General features: G+C 49.2%; 21 protein-coding genes. 18 read left to right on the forward strand and 3 right to left on the reverse strand.

The window, feature by feature from the left end:
* The first annotated feature begins 8 nt into the window (after nt 1-8).
* Nucleotides 9-1,868 (forward strand): threonine--tRNA ligase, encoded by a 1,860-nt coding sequence (locus tag AF_RS02785; RefSeq protein ID WP_010878055.1) that lies wholly within the window; start codon nt 9-11, stop codon nt 1,866-1,868.
* Nucleotides 1,869-1,873: 5 nt separating this feature from the next.
* Nucleotides 1,874-2,197, forward strand: a complete 324-nt coding sequence (locus tag AF_RS02790) for a hypothetical protein (RefSeq protein ID WP_010878056.1) — start codon at nt 1,874-1,876, stop codon at nt 2,195-2,197.
* Here AF_RS02790 and AF_RS02795 read toward each other — a convergent pair.
* Nucleotides 2,181-3,449 (reverse strand): amidohydrolase, encoded by a 1,269-nt coding sequence (locus AF_RS02795; RefSeq protein WP_010878057.1) that lies wholly within the window; start codon nt 3,447-3,449, stop codon nt 2,181-2,183. The genes AF_RS02790 and AF_RS02795 overlap by 17 nt on opposite strands.
* A gap of 108 nt (nt 3,450-3,557) precedes the next feature.
* Here AF_RS02795 and thrC point away from each other — a divergent pair, with 108 nt between their 5' ends.
* From thrC to larE, 9 genes are all read left to right on the forward strand, one after another.
* Complete coding sequence (gene thrC / locus AF_RS02800) at nt 3,558-4,772, forward strand: threonine synthase (RefSeq protein WP_010878058.1); 1,215 nt, start codon at nt 3,558-3,560, stop codon at nt 4,770-4,772.
* A 4-nt stretch (nt 4,773-4,776) separates the two neighbouring features.
* A complete protein-coding gene (locus AF_RS02805) occupies nt 4,777-5,043 on the forward strand; it encodes a MoaD family protein (RefSeq protein WP_010878059.1) in 267 nt (88 codons plus the stop codon).
* Nucleotides 5,044-5,847 (forward strand): HesA/MoeB/ThiF family protein, encoded by an 804-nt coding sequence (locus AF_RS02810; RefSeq protein ID WP_010878060.1) that lies wholly within the window; start codon nt 5,044-5,046, stop codon nt 5,845-5,847.
* The gene (locus AF_RS02815) at nt 5,807-6,073 is read left to right on the forward strand and encodes a sulfurtransferase TusA family protein (protein WP_010878061.1); all 267 of its coding nucleotides are present in this window, start codon (nt 5,807-5,809) and stop codon (nt 6,071-6,073) included. Before AF_RS02810 ends, AF_RS02815 begins: the two co-directional genes overlap by 41 nt.
* Before the next feature lie 130 nt (nt 6,074-6,203).
* Nucleotides 6,204-6,587 (forward strand): DsrE/DsrF/DrsH-like family protein, encoded by a 384-nt coding sequence (locus AF_RS02820; RefSeq protein ID WP_010878062.1) that lies wholly within the window; start codon nt 6,204-6,206, stop codon nt 6,585-6,587.
* A 20-nt stretch (nt 6,588-6,607) separates the two neighbouring features.
* Nucleotides 6,608-6,829, forward strand: coding sequence for a sulfurtransferase TusA family protein (locus tag AF_RS02825; RefSeq protein WP_010878063.1), 222 nt, complete (start codon nt 6,608-6,610; stop codon nt 6,827-6,829).
* Between the two features lies 1 nt (nt 6,830).
* Nucleotides 6,831-7,973: an NAD(P)/FAD-dependent oxidoreductase gene (locus tag AF_RS02830; RefSeq protein ID WP_010878064.1), complete on the forward strand. Its 1,143-nt coding sequence runs from the start codon at nt 6,831-6,833 to the stop codon at nt 7,971-7,973.
* Between the two features lie 9 nt (nt 7,974-7,982).
* Nucleotides 7,983-8,396: a DUF1641 domain-containing protein gene (locus AF_RS02835; protein WP_010878065.1), complete on the forward strand. Its 414-nt coding sequence runs from the start codon at nt 7,983-7,985 to the stop codon at nt 8,394-8,396.
* 59 nt (nt 8,397-8,455) lie between these two features.
* Nucleotides 8,456-9,253, forward strand: a complete 798-nt coding sequence (larE, locus tag AF_RS02840; protein WP_010878066.1) for an ATP-dependent sacrificial sulfur transferase LarE — start codon at nt 8,456-8,458, stop codon at nt 9,251-9,253.
* Between the two features lie 18 nt (nt 9,254-9,271).
* Here the strand turns inward: larE and AF_RS13405 are convergent, their stop codons facing one another.
* Nucleotides 9,272-9,649 (reverse strand): formate dehydrogenase accessory sulfurtransferase FdhD, encoded by a 378-nt coding sequence (locus AF_RS13405; protein ID WP_244372797.1) that lies wholly within the window; start codon nt 9,647-9,649, stop codon nt 9,272-9,274.
* Nucleotides 9,591-9,947 (reverse strand): formate dehydrogenase accessory sulfurtransferase FdhD, encoded by a 357-nt coding sequence (locus tag AF_RS13410; RefSeq protein WP_231487592.1) that lies wholly within the window; start codon nt 9,945-9,947, stop codon nt 9,591-9,593. Before AF_RS13410 ends, AF_RS13405 begins: the two co-directional genes overlap by 59 nt.
* Nucleotides 9,948-10,110: 163 nt before the next feature.
* Between AF_RS13410 and AF_RS13415 the strand changes: the two genes are divergently transcribed.
* The 7 genes from AF_RS13415 (at nt 10,111) to AF_RS02860 (ending at nt 12,723) form a co-directional block, all read left to right on the forward strand.
* The gene (locus AF_RS13415) at nt 10,111-10,674 is read left to right on the forward strand and encodes a FeoB small GTPase domain-containing protein (RefSeq protein ID WP_052270470.1); all 564 of its coding nucleotides are present in this window, start codon (nt 10,111-10,113) and stop codon (nt 10,672-10,674) included.
* The gene (locus AF_RS13420) at nt 10,617-11,225 is read left to right on the forward strand and encodes a hypothetical protein (RefSeq protein WP_244372850.1); all 609 of its coding nucleotides are present in this window, start codon (nt 10,617-10,619) and stop codon (nt 11,223-11,225) included. The genes AF_RS13415 and AF_RS13420 overlap by 58 nt, the downstream gene beginning before the upstream one ends.
* The gene (locus AF_RS13425; protein WP_231487596.1) at nt 11,119-11,523 is read left to right on the forward strand and encodes a nucleoside recognition domain-containing protein; all 405 of its coding nucleotides are present in this window, start codon (nt 11,119-11,121) and stop codon (nt 11,521-11,523) included. The genes AF_RS13420 and AF_RS13425 overlap by 107 nt, the downstream gene beginning before the upstream one ends.
* Nucleotides 11,489-11,611: a hypothetical protein gene (locus AF_RS13430; RefSeq protein ID WP_231487597.1), complete on the forward strand. Its 123-nt coding sequence runs from the start codon at nt 11,489-11,491 to the stop codon at nt 11,609-11,611. The genes AF_RS13425 and AF_RS13430 overlap by 35 nt, the downstream gene beginning before the upstream one ends.
* A 90-nt stretch (nt 11,612-11,701) precedes the next feature.
* Nucleotides 11,702-11,956 carry a hypothetical protein gene (locus tag AF_RS13435; RefSeq protein ID WP_086975520.1) on the forward strand — a complete coding sequence of 85 codons (255 nt, stop codon included), beginning with the start codon at nt 11,702-11,704 and terminating at the stop codon, nt 11,954-11,956.
* A gap of 184 nt (nt 11,957-12,140) precedes the next feature.
* The gene (locus tag AF_RS12595) at nt 12,141-12,506 is read left to right on the forward strand and encodes an iron dependent repressor, metal binding and dimerization domain protein (protein ID WP_244372834.1); all 366 of its coding nucleotides are present in this window, start codon (nt 12,141-12,143) and stop codon (nt 12,504-12,506) included.
* Nucleotides 12,439-12,723: a DsrE family protein gene (locus AF_RS02860; RefSeq protein ID WP_010878068.1), complete on the forward strand. Its 285-nt coding sequence runs from the start codon at nt 12,439-12,441 to the stop codon at nt 12,721-12,723. Before AF_RS12595 ends, AF_RS02860 begins: the two co-directional genes overlap by 68 nt.
* The last annotated feature ends 2 nt before the right edge of the window (nt 12,724-12,725 follow it).

A 12,725-nucleotide genomic window follows, 5' to 3' on the forward strand; every position in this document is an offset into this window, starting at 1 on the left:
GCTTTTTCATGAAGCTTCTGCTGATTCACGCTGATTACATGGAGTATGAGGTGAAGAAGAAAACGAAGCTTGCGGAACCTTTTGATGGCAAAGGTGAGAGGGTTGAGGAAGTTCTCGTTGCTTTCACCTCTGTGGAGAAGGGCGATGACGAGAACGTTGTTAGGAAGGCCGCTGAAGCCATAAGAGAGGTGGCCGAGAAGGTCAACGCTGAGAGGATAATGATTTATCCTTACGCCCACCTCTCGTCAAATCTTGCCGATGCTGAGACTGCCGTTAAGCTGCTGAAGCAGCTTGAAGCTGAGCTTTCAGACTTCGAGGTTCATCGCTCCCCCTTCGGATGGTATAAAGCCTTCAGGATTTCATGCAAGGGTCATCCGCTGAGCGAGCTTTCGAGAGAGATTGGAGGAGAAGCTGAAGCTGAGGTAACTCAGGCGCTGAAGGATGAGGAGGAGAAGGTTGTAAGCTACTGGTATATCCTCACCCCTGAAAAGGAGCTCGTTGAGGTGGAGAAGTTCGACTTCACGGGCTATGAGAAGCTGAGAAAGTTCGTCAACTACGAGATTGCCAAGAGGAGGGCTGTTGATGTCACTCCTCCGCATGTGGAGTACATGAGAAGGCTTGAGCTCGCAGATTATGAGCCAGCGAGCGATTCGGGGCACATCAGATACTATCCCAAGGGCAGGCTGGTGAAAACGCTCCTTGAGCAGTTCATAACGAGAAAGTGCATTGACTATGGCGCCATGGAGGTTGAAACTCCCATCATGTACGACCGCAACCACCCCACGCTGAGGAGGTACCTCGAAAGATTCCCTGCAAGGCAGTACATCATCAAGGGGGACAAGAGGGAGTTCTTTTTGAGGTTCGCTGCATGCTTCGGTCAGTTTCTGATGCTCTCCAGCTCGACCATAACCTACCGCAATCTCCCCCTGAAAATCTACGAGCTTACCCGCTACTCCTTCAGGAAGGAGCAGAGGGGAGAGCTTGTTGGATTAAGGAGGCTCAGAGCCTTTACGATGCCCGATATGCACACAGTGGCAAAGGACATGGAGCAGGCGAAGGAGGAGTTCTTCAACCAGTACCGCCTGTCGGTGGAGGTTCTGAGGGAGATTGGGCTTGAGCCTGAGGACTACGAGGTGGCGGTTAGAATAACCAAGGACTTCTATGAGGAAAACAGGGAGTTCGTGCACAGCCTCGTTGACATTCTGAAGAAGCCCATTCTCATCGAAATGTGGGACCACCGCTTCTTCTACTTCGTCCTCAAATTCGAGTTCAACTTTGTGGATGCGCTCGACAAAGCCTCTGCCCTCTCAACGGTGCAGATTGATGTGGAAAATGCCGAGAGATACGGCATTACCTTTGTAGATTCCGACGGGAAGGAAAAGCACCCCTACATTCTGCACTGCTCTGTCAGCGGAGCGGTGGAGAGGGTGATGTATGCACTGCTTGAGAAGGCAAAGTTCATGCTTGATGAAGGAAGGCTGCCAATGCTTCCAGTGTGGCTCAGCCCCACTCAGGTTAGGGTTATTCCCGTTAGCGAGAGGTTTGTCGATGCGGCCATTAAGATTGCCGATGATATCGCCAGAAACGGAATAAGAGTGGACGTTGACGACAGGAACGAAACGCTGGGCAAGAAGATTAGGGATGCGCAGACCGAGTGGATTCCATACATTGCAGTTGTCGGAGAGAAGGAAATTGAGAGCGGGAAGCTTGCAGTCACCGTAAGGGCTGAGTCAACGCAGAAGGAGCAGAAGAGAGTGGAGATGAGTGCAGAGGAGCTTGCTGAGAGAGTCAGGTCGGAGTGCGAGGGCAAGCCCTTTATGCCCCTTCCCTTACCAAAGTTGCTCTCTCTAAGACCCTCATTCAGGTGAGAAAGATGGCCAAGGAGAAGAAGAGAAAGGAAAGGGAAGAGAAGCCTGAAGCACCAAAGGAGGAAGAGTACAATCTGGCCAAGGAGATGAAGAAAACTCTTACCCCGATACTTATGGGAGTTGTTGCTGGCATTCTTTCCTTCCTCGCAACGGGCGAGTTCAGGCAGAGGGATGCCTTCGGCATCATAATCCTCGTTTTCCTCATCTACGTGCAGAAGTTCATCCTGCCAAAAATGGGGATTGAGCTTGAGGGAAAGGACTGGGCTGGGATTGCTTTCCTGACCTTCTCAAGCTGGTACATAAGCTGGACGATTATGCTGAACCTGTGAGCCTTTTTGCAACTTCATTGGCCTTTTCTATTATTTTGAGCTCCTCCTCCTCGCTCCTGAACACCCCGCCCTCAACCACCACCTCTCCTTTCACTATTACAGTGTCAACGCAGCCTGAGGAGGCAGCATATACAAGATTGGCGATGAGGCTGTGCTCTGGCTGCATGTAGGGCTTTGCTAAGTCCACCAGAACAATATCGGCCTCGTAGCCCTCCTTTATTACTCCAGACTTTATGCCAAAAGCCTTTGCCCCGTTAAGCGTTGCAGCCTCGAAAACCTCCTCCGCTTTTAGCAGAGTTGGGTTGCTGTGGTGGAATTTCTGCAGCAAAGCGGCGAACTTCATCTCCTCCAGCATGTCGAGGTTGTTGTTGCTTGCCGCACCATCTGTGGCAAGGGTGAAGTTAACTCCAGCCCTCTTCATTGCCTCATACCTTATCGCTTTACCGACGCAAAGCTTCATGTTGCTCGCAGGGCAGTGGGCAACGCTCACCCCCTTCTTCGCCAGAATTTCAATTTCGGCATCCTCCAGCCAGACGCTGTGGGCAGCGATAAGCCTCTTGCTCAAGAATCCAATTTCATCCAGAGCCTGAACGATCAGCTTCCCGTGCTGCTTTTTAAAGTCTAAAACCTCCTTTTCCGTCTCTGCCAGATGGAAGTGCATGAAGATGTCCATCTCCTCCGCTATCTCAGCAGCCCTCCTCAACCCGTCAAGGCTCACAGTGTAGACAGCATGAGGGCCTATCGCTCTAAGCACATCGTACTTCTCAATCTCCCTCAGGCTTTTCACCGCATTCTTCAGGTTCAACTCCAGCAAATCGGGATTGAAGAAGTCGAAGAAAGCTGCAGAAACGCATGCCCTTATTCCGCACTCCTCAGCCGCCCTTGCAATAGCTTCGGGGAAAAAGTACATGTCGTTGAAAAACACCGTCCCGCTCTTCAGCATCTCAACGCATGCAAGCTTCGTTCCCCAGTAAACTGCTTTATCATCCAGTTTTGCCTCCAAAGGCCATATTTTCTTCTCCAGCCACTCGTGAAGCTGCATGTCGTCAGCGTAGCTCCTGAAGAGAGTCATTGCAGCGTGGGTGTGGGTGTTGAAGAAGCCGGGAATAACAGCTTTCCTGCTGCCGTCAATGACGACATCGCTCTTCACAGCCTTACCGCCTATTTCGGAAATCTTTTTCCCTTCAACCTTCAGATTTCCCTCCACAATTCCCTTGGGAGTCAAAATCTTGGCATTCTTGATGAGAATCATTGGCCATTATCCTGACTGCTGGGATAAAATTCTTTTGTCCTCTTTATTACTGCCATGAATTTAACACTGACCAAAAATTATTAATACTCATAGCATCTTAACAACGTTATGTATCTGGTAGCGTTGAAGTGCAGGATATGTGGAACGGAATACCCGCCCGAACCCCTTTACCACTGCAGCCTCTGCTTCGGGCCGCTGGAAGCCGTTTACGATTACGAGGGGATAAAGGAGAGCGTGAGTAAAGAGGAGATTTCGAAGAGAGTGCAGAGCGTATGGAGATACAGGGAGTTTTTACCCACCAACCATGATCCCGTTGACCTCGGAGCAGGATTTACGAGATTCATACACGCAAAGAACCTTGGAGAGTGTCTGGGACTAAAGAACCTCTACCTGCTGGACGATTCGACCAATCCAACCTACTCCTTCAAGGACAGAGTCGTGAGCGTTGCAGTAACCAAGGCGCTGGAGTTCGGGATGGATGTTGTTGGATGCGCCTCTACCGGAAACCTCGCCGGAAGCTTGGCAGCGCACGCCGCTAAGGCTGGACTGAAAGCTTTCATATTCGTTCCTGCTGGTATAGAGAAGAACAAAATCGTTCAGGCTCTCGTGCATGGAGCTACGGTTGTTGAGGTAAATGGAACCTATGACGACGCCAACAGGCTCGCTGCGGAAATAGCGGAGAAGAACAGGAACTGGGGATTCGTGAACATCAACCTCCGCCCCTACTATGTGGAGGGAAGCAAAACCCTTGCCTTTGAAGCTGCGGAGAGGCTTGGATGGGAGGCCCCATCTCAGGTGGTGGTGCCCGTCGCATCTGGAGCGCTGCTTTACTCGATTTACAGAGGTTTCAAAGAGCTTGAGACAGTTGGACTTATCGATTCGGCTGAAGTTGCTTTCAACGCCGCCCAGCCTGAGGGATTTCCGGTAGCGAGGGCTGTGAAGGAGAGAAGACAGGTTGAGCCAATAGAGAGGTTCAGCACGATAGTCCACAGCCTCGCCATAGGGAATCCAGCGGACGGAATCTTTGCAAAGGAGGTTGTGGAGAGAAGCGGCGGTTACGCTGAAGACCCGAGCGACGCTGAGGTTATCGAGGCTGTCAAGCTCCTCGCGAGGACTGAGGGGATTTTCACCGAGCTTGCTGGAGGTGTGACAGTTGCTGCTCTAATAAGGCTGGTTGAGGACGGCAGAATTGACAGAGACGAGAAGGTTGTGGCGTATCTCACAGGAAACGGGCTTAAAACAGCTGAAGCTGTGGCAGAGACTCTGAGCACCGTAAAGATAGATGCCAGAGTAGAAGAGTTTGAGAAGGTCTTGGGGAGGTGAAGGGATGGCGATAAAGGTCAGGCTTCCAGCATCGATAAATCAGGGAGATCTGGAAATTGATGCGGAGAAGCTTACGGTAAACCAGCTAATAGCTCTGCTTTCTCAGATTACCGGCAAAGACCTCGAAAAAATTCTGAAGAGGGACGGTGAGCTTTCACCCTTCATCAGCATCTTTGTCAATGGCAGGAATGTGAGGTATGCTGAGGGGCTCGAAACTGAGGTAAGAAGCGGGGACGAGGTTTCAATCGTTCCGACGGTGGCTGGTGGTTAAATGCTGAACAAGGAGCAGGTAAAGCGCTACGGAAGACAGATTCTGATTCCAGAAATTGGTGGAAGAGGTCAGGAAAAGCTTCTGAAGGCGAAAGTGCTTGTTGTGGGAGCAGGTGGGCTCGGAAGCCCCGCAATAGAGTTTCTCGCAGCTGCCGGAGTTGGCAGGATTGGCATCGCTGATGGAGATGAGGTGGACATAACGAATCTCCACCGCCAGACCATTCACGCAGGAAATCTTGGCGTAAACAAGGCTGAATCGGCAGCGAGCTTCGTTGAGAAACTCAATCCTGATGTGGAGGTTGATGTGTATCCCTTCCACCTTTCTGCAGAGAATGCGAGAGAGGTGATATCGAAATACGACGTCGTGCTGGACTGCACCGACAGCTTCAGTTCGAGGTTCCTGATAAACGACGCATGCGTTCTGGAAAGTAAGCCTTTCGTGCACGCTGCCGTGCTGAGATTTGAAGGGCAGATTATGACAGTTATCCCCCACGAAACTGCCTGCTACCGCTGCTTTCTGCCCGAAGCTCCTCCGCCCGGCAGCGTTCCGAGCTGCAGGGAGGCGGGGATAATAGGGACGACCACAGCATTTTTTGGAGTTCTTCAGGCCAACGAGGCGATTAAGCTCATTCTTGGCACAGGTGAGCTTTTCACCAACAGGCTTCTCTACGCCGACATCCTCCACAACGATTTTAACTTCATTGAGGTAAAGAAGCAGGAGAAGTGCAGGGTGTGTGGTGAGAGTGGGATTGAGGAGCTGAGGAGTGATTACTATGTCGAGACGTGCAGAATCGAGGCAGATTGAGGCTAATGAAGTCCTTGATATTCGCGGAGAAGTTTGCCCTTTCACCTTCATCGAGACAAAGCTCAAGCTTGAGGAGATGAAAAGCGGGGAGATTCTTAGGGTTATCATTGACCATGAGCCTGCAGTGAGAGACGTGCCGAGGAGCGTGGAGCAGGAGGGGCATGAGGTTCTTTCAGTGGAAAAGGTAGGAGAGAAAGAATGGAGTATTCTTATAAAAAAGAAGTAAAAGCTTTTTGAATATTTTTATAAAAGCTTTTTAACACCGTTAAATTTTCAGGGAGCAGTTTTTCACGAAATTATCAAAACCTCGCAAAGCTATTTAAGAAATAAGAGTGATAGTTCAGTGAGGTGATGTTATGAAACTGGCAATTGTTCTGGCAAGTGGTGAGTTGGAGAAGGTTCAGGCTGCGAGCATTATTGCAAGCACCGCCGCAACGCTCGGCGAGGTAATGGTTTTCGCCACAATGGACGGGTTGATGGCCTTCAAGAAAGACGTGGTGGAGAACAAGGCATGGAAGGCTGGAGAGCTTGGTAAGGGCATGATTCAGGCAAATGCACCGCTCTTCATAGACGTTCTCAAGCAGGCAAAGGAGGTAGGAAATCTGAAGGTCTATGCCTGCGGTATGGTCATGGACATGCTGAAGATGAGCCTTGACGACTTCGTTGACATCTTTGATGACGTCATTGGCGTCACGAAGTTCCTCGGCATGGTTGAGGACGCAAAGGTTCTCTTCATCTAAATTTTTTGGGGGTGGTTGAGATGGTAGTTGTTGACGCAAGGGGAAGCTACTGCCCGGGCCCACTGATGGAGATGATTAAAACTCTCAAGCAGGTTGAGGTTGGAGAGGTTGTTGAGGTTCTCTCCAGCGATGAAAGCAGTGCCAAAGACATTCCTGAGTGGGTCAAGAAAGCTGGACATGAGCTTGTTGAGGTAAAGAAGGAAGAAGACTACTGGAGAATTGTTGTTAAGAAGTTGAAGTGATATGAAAAACATTGTTATTGTTGGTGGAGGAGTTGCTGGAACCATTACTGCAAACTACCTCGCAATGAAGCTCAGGGAGGAAATCAGGGAGAAGAACGTCTCCATAACCCTGATTTCAGACAGGGAGAAGCAGCTCTACGAGCCGGGACTGCTTTACCTCATTTTCAACAGAATGGAGGAGAGCGAGATTCTCAAAGATGTTAAGTACCTTCTTGACCCGCTAATTGAGCTGAAGATTGCAAGGGCAACGAAAATTGATGCGGAGAAGAGCAGGGTTGAGCTTGAAAATGGAGAAGTGGTAAACTACGACTACCTTGTCATCGCTACAGGTTCAAGAGTTGCTCCTGAGGAGATGCCGGGGCTTGTTGATGGCGGACACTGGTTCTACAACCTTGATGGGGCAAAAAGGCTGAGAGAGGAGCTTGCAAGGTTCAAGAAGGGAAAGGTTGTCGTCAGCGTAATGGGAATCCCGCACAAATGCCCCGTTGCACCCATTGAGGTTACCTTCATGCTCCACGAGTTCTTCAAGATTCACGGCGTGAGGAAGGATGTGGAGTTGCTCTACACCTACCCGATAAACAGAGTCTTCACGATGGAGGAGGTTTCCGACCTTGTCCAAAAAATGTTCGACGAGAGGGGGATAAACTACAAGACCTTCTTCAATCCCGTAAGCATCGACCCTGAGAAGAAGGTCATTGAGACTCTGGAGGGTGAGGAGGAGCCATACGACCTCCTTATAGCAATCCCGCCGCACAAGGGCTCTCAGGTAATCATCGACTCAGGCCTTGGCGATAGAGATGGCTGGGTCCCGACTGACAGGTACACGCTGAAGGCCGAGGGACTGGAGAATGTGTATGTTGTTGGAGATGCGACGAATTTGCCAGTAAGCAAAGCAGGCAGTGTGGCACACTTTGAGGCGGAGGTTGTGGCGGAGAATATAGCTGCGGAGATTAAGGGCCTGCCCCCAACAGCCAGATACTTCGGAAAGGCGATGTGCTTCATCGAGACGGGATTCAGCGAGGCGACATACATATGGTTCGACTACGAGACACCACCGAAATTCGTAAAGCCTAACAAGTTCATCCACTGGATGAAGCTTGCCTACAACAGAATGTACTGGCTTACGGCAAGAGGTATGCTCTGAGGTGGTAGTATGTCGGAAGAGGAGACTGTCAAGCAGCTTGAGCCCCTTCTGAAGAAAATAGCGGAGAATCAGGAGCACCTCATAGAGGCGATTGACAAGCTGGTCTGGCTTGAGAAGAGTGGGAATCTCGATGCTCTGCTTGGATTTTCAGCCCTCATCAAAATCGTTCAGGACTCAATCAGCGATGCGGTGGTGGAGAGGAACATGGAGATGATATCGAACATAGGCTTGATTTCGACCAAGTTCACCAGCGACAGAGCTTTGGTTCTGCTCAACGCTCTTGGAGATGCGATCTGCAGGTGCGAGAGGGAGCCTGAGCCCGTTGGCATGGTAGGGCTGATGAAAGCACTCAGAGAGCCTGAGGTGCAGAAGGCTCTGGGAATGCTGCTGAACATCGCGAGGGAGCTTGGGAAGAACATATAAATTTTTTAAACTTTGTTAACAACGTTAACTTTAAATCTTTTTTCTCAGAACAACAACCGATGAATCCAGAAACACTGGAAAAACTGCAGAGGATGAGAGGATTTCTTGAAGGTTTCAAAGGGGTTGTTATCGCCTTCAGCGGTGGTGTTGACAGCTCAACTCTTGCTGCGGTCTGCAAGGATGCAGGACTTGATGTTCTGGCAGTAACGGTTGTCTCTCAAAAATCTCCGTCAAGGGAAATTAAAGATGCTGCAAAAATCGCAATGGAAATTGGCGTGAAACACGAGTTTGTCAATATGGACATTCTGACACCGGAATTCAGGGAAAACACATCTGAGAGGTGCTACTTCTGCAAGAAAAAGGTTCTTTCATCTCTGGTGTCCTTGGCCGAGGAGAGGGGTTACGATGCAGTTTTTGAAGGGACAAATGCGAGCGATTTAGAAGGGCACAGACCGGGATACAAAGCTGTAAAGGAAATGCACGGGGTTTACAGTCCTTGGGCTGAATTTGGGATTACGAAGAAGGAAATAAGGATGGTAGCGAAGTCCATGGGGTTTTCGTTTTACGACAAGCCGTCTCTTGCCTGCTTGGCTTCGAGAATCCCTTCTGGCGTTGAAATTGACGAGCGAAAGCTGAGAATGGTCGATGAGGCAGAGAATCTGGTGATAGAAATTGCTGGGGTGAGGCAGGTAAGGGTGAGGAATTATGACGGTGTTGCAGTCGTGGAGGTCGGTGAAGAGGAGATAGGCAAGCTACTCGAAAAAGCGACGATAGTGAGGGACAGGCTGAAGGAAATAGGATTTAGATCGGTTCTGGTTGATCTGGAGGGCTACAGAACGGGGAAGCAGCTGTTTTAGACATCAATTGCGTCCCCTCTAACAACTACATTTGTTGCAAAGGACACTGCAGCCAAACCACTTTTTTTCGCACACCTTTATCGCAGAATCCAGTATCGCCGCCTTGGACACCACAAGAGGTATTCCGGCTCTCACACATTTCATCGCTATACCCCTCGAAATTCTGCCTGACAGTAGCAAGAAAGTCCGGCTCAGGTCAACCCCCATCAATAGAGCCGCCCCTATGGCTTTATCAACAGCGTTGTGCCTTCCAACGTCGTATCTCCGGACAATTAATCCATCTTTCCCCACTATTGCAGCAATATGATATCCATGTGTTCTCTCATACTCTTCGACGTTAAGATAATCCAGAGCCCTTTCTGTCTCGGCATATTGAGAACCTCTCTCCCACTTCAACCTTCCCTACAACTTCATCCTCTCTGTAGATTCCTATGCATCCGGAAGACCTGATGGTGGATTCGCCCGGATTTCCATTCACATTGACGAAGACCGCATTGCTGTTCTGCAAACAGGGTGCCTCACGGAATTCGATGTCTTCAACAGATTTGGCAATCCCTTCAGAGATCAGAAATCCAACTGCAAGCTCTTGCAGATTTTTTGGAGTGCACATTATTCTGTATGGTGTTCTACCCACAAAAATCGTGAACTGATCCTCTTCTGCGAGTTCAAGAGGTTCGCCGATTTTTTCAATCACGTATAGAAGTTTAGCCATAGGTTAAAAACCTTAACATTTCCTGCATTAACCAAAACCTTTAAATAATTTAGGTTAACCTAAAAATAAATGAAGTGTCACAGTGTTAATCAACCCACAGTGATGGAAAGCAGTCGCAGAAAGGTAGCTCTTTGGAAATCCGAACGTGGGGAAGAGCGCACTTTTTTACGCATTAACAGGAAAATACGCAACTATTTCAAATTATCCGGGAACCACAGTTGACGTTGCAATTGCAAGAATGAGGGATATTGAGGTGATAGACACACCGGGAATGCATTCCTTGGTTCCTGTAACCGGTGAGGAGGAGGTTGCGAGAAGACTGCTTGAGGAGGTTGATTTGGTAGTTCATGTTGTTGATGCCAAGAACATAAAGAGGGCGCTTCCCTTCACTCTTCAGCTAATCGAGGCGGGTTTTAACGTGATTCTCGTTCTCAATCTCGTAGATGAGGCTGAGAAGCTCGGTATATTCATCAACGAGAAGATGCTTGAGCAAAGGTTGGGAATTCCCGTGATAAAGACAATCGCAACGGAGAAGAGGGGCGTGGGTAGCCTGAAGGAGGAGATCAGAAGGAGAATTGATGGGGGAAAGGACGGCAGGCAGGTTATCAGTTCAGCCCCCAGATTGAGAAGGTTGTCAAGGAAGTTGAAGAGATGCTTGAAGGAGACTACAGCATTTCCAAAAGGGCCATGGCGATTTTGCTGCTTTTAAAAGACCCCATTTCCCTTGAAATGGTTAAAAAGGAGAGAAATTATGATAAAATAGTGGAAAGGGTTAACGTCAGCGGTGTTCTCCCCTACGAAATAATGAGGGAGATTTATGAGGATGCGGAAGAGATGCTAAACGGGGTTATGAGATATGAGGAGACTTCAAAAGGGTTGACAAAGAAAATAGGGGTTCTCTTCCTGAATCCGCTGTTCGGCATTCCCCTCAGCATCCTGTCCCTCGCCTTTATCTACCTCCTTGCCGGGTATATCGGTGCGCAGATTCTTGTTGATTTTATAGAGACGTGGTTCGAAGAGAACATTAATTCAGCTGTCAATGCCTTCCTTTACCAGAACGTTCCGAACTACTGGGATCAGGGAGTTGATCGGCGGAGATTACGGGATTATAACGCTGAGCATCAGATACGCGATAGCAATAATCTTCCCGATAGTGACGACCTTCTTCCTCGCTTTTTCGATTCTGGAGGATTCAAGATTACTACCGAGAACCGCTTATCTGCTCGATGGAGTCTTCAAGAAAATCGGAATGAGTTGTAGGACTGTCATCCCGCTCCTGCTCGGCACGGGTTGTGGGACGATGGCAGTCATCGTGACCAGAATTCTTGAGACATGGAGGGAGAGGATTATAGCCACGGTTTTGCTTGCTGTGGGCATACCATGCAGCGCCCAGCTTGGAGTTATGATTGGTATAGCTCCCGACTTCATAGCGATGCTGATGTGGATTTCAATCGTCACTGCGGTTCTCCTGATAACCGGATTTTTCGCTTCCAGAATTTTACCGGGAGAGGGCGGTTTTCTTCATGGAAATTCCACCGGTGAGAGTGCCGAAGCTTGAGAATGTGTTTTACAAAACCGTGTCGAGGCTTGAGTGGTATTTCAAGGAGGTTCTGCCAATCTTCGTTCTTATCAGCTTCCTGATATGAATTGGCAGAATAACCACAGTCTTCGATATTATAATCGCTGCACTGAGCGTTCCGGTTTCGGCTATAGGTCTGCCTGCTGAAGCTTCAAAGGTGTTCCTATATGGTTTCTTCAGGAGGGATTACGGTGCTGCAGGACTTTTCGATATTGCTGGCGAGGGTTTGCTCGGATACAATCAGATTCTGGTGGCCATGGTTACTCTTACACTCTTCGTTCCCTGCGTAGCGCAGTTCAGCGTAGTATGCAAGGAGAGAGGACTTAGACAGGGGGTGCTTGTTTTTGTGCTTTCCGTAACGATAGCCTTTACTACAGGCTTTGTAACCGCCTTAATGTTAGGGGTGGTGTGATTGATTTCAGAAAAAGCGGAGAATACTCTGAGAGAAATGTGGATGGCTGAAGAGGAGGGCAAGGAAGTAGATAAGAATTCCTTCGATGAGGGGGGTGATTGAGGAGCTTGAAAGGGAGGGGCTTGTGGGCGTAAAGGACGGAAAGCTTGTTTTTACATAGGATGGGAGAAAGAGGGCTGAGAAAATCGTAAGACTTCACAGACTCGCCGAAAGGCTTCTCAGCGATATTCTTGGCTTTAAAGATGTAGAGGAGCATGCGTGCAGGTTCGAACATCTGATAGACGATGAGGCGGAGGAGGCAATCTGCACCCTTCTCGGCCATCCTCAGGTTTGTCCTCACGGAAGGACAATTCCTGCAGGAAATTGTTGCATAATAAAAGAGACAGAGGTTGAGAGAGTAATCTACAGGCTAAGCGAACTCTCGCAGGGAGACGAGCGGTATCGACACTCCCGAAAGGCTCTACGCCCCATTCATACTCGCCATGACGGCAAAGGCGATGGGCGACGACGCCATCATATACTTTGTTATCAAGGGTGTAACAGTTGTTAAAAAGGGTAACGCTGATAAGATTAAAATAGGAAACTTCCCAAGTTTGAAGGAAGTGATGGACCAGGCAGTGCAGAGTGGTGTTGAGATGATGGTTTGCGACAGAAGCTCCGAGCTGCTGGGAATAGATAAGGGTGAAATCGTTGAAGGTGTGAAGGTTGTCGGTGCTGCAACGCTCAATCAGCTCGTGCTCGAAGCAGACGGCGTGCTGTACTTCTGAGG

It is taken from the genome of Archaeoglobus fulgidus DSM 4304 (genome assembly GCF_000008665.1).
Taxonomy (GTDB): domain Archaea; phylum Halobacteriota; class Archaeoglobi; order Archaeoglobales; family Archaeoglobaceae; genus Archaeoglobus; species Archaeoglobus fulgidus.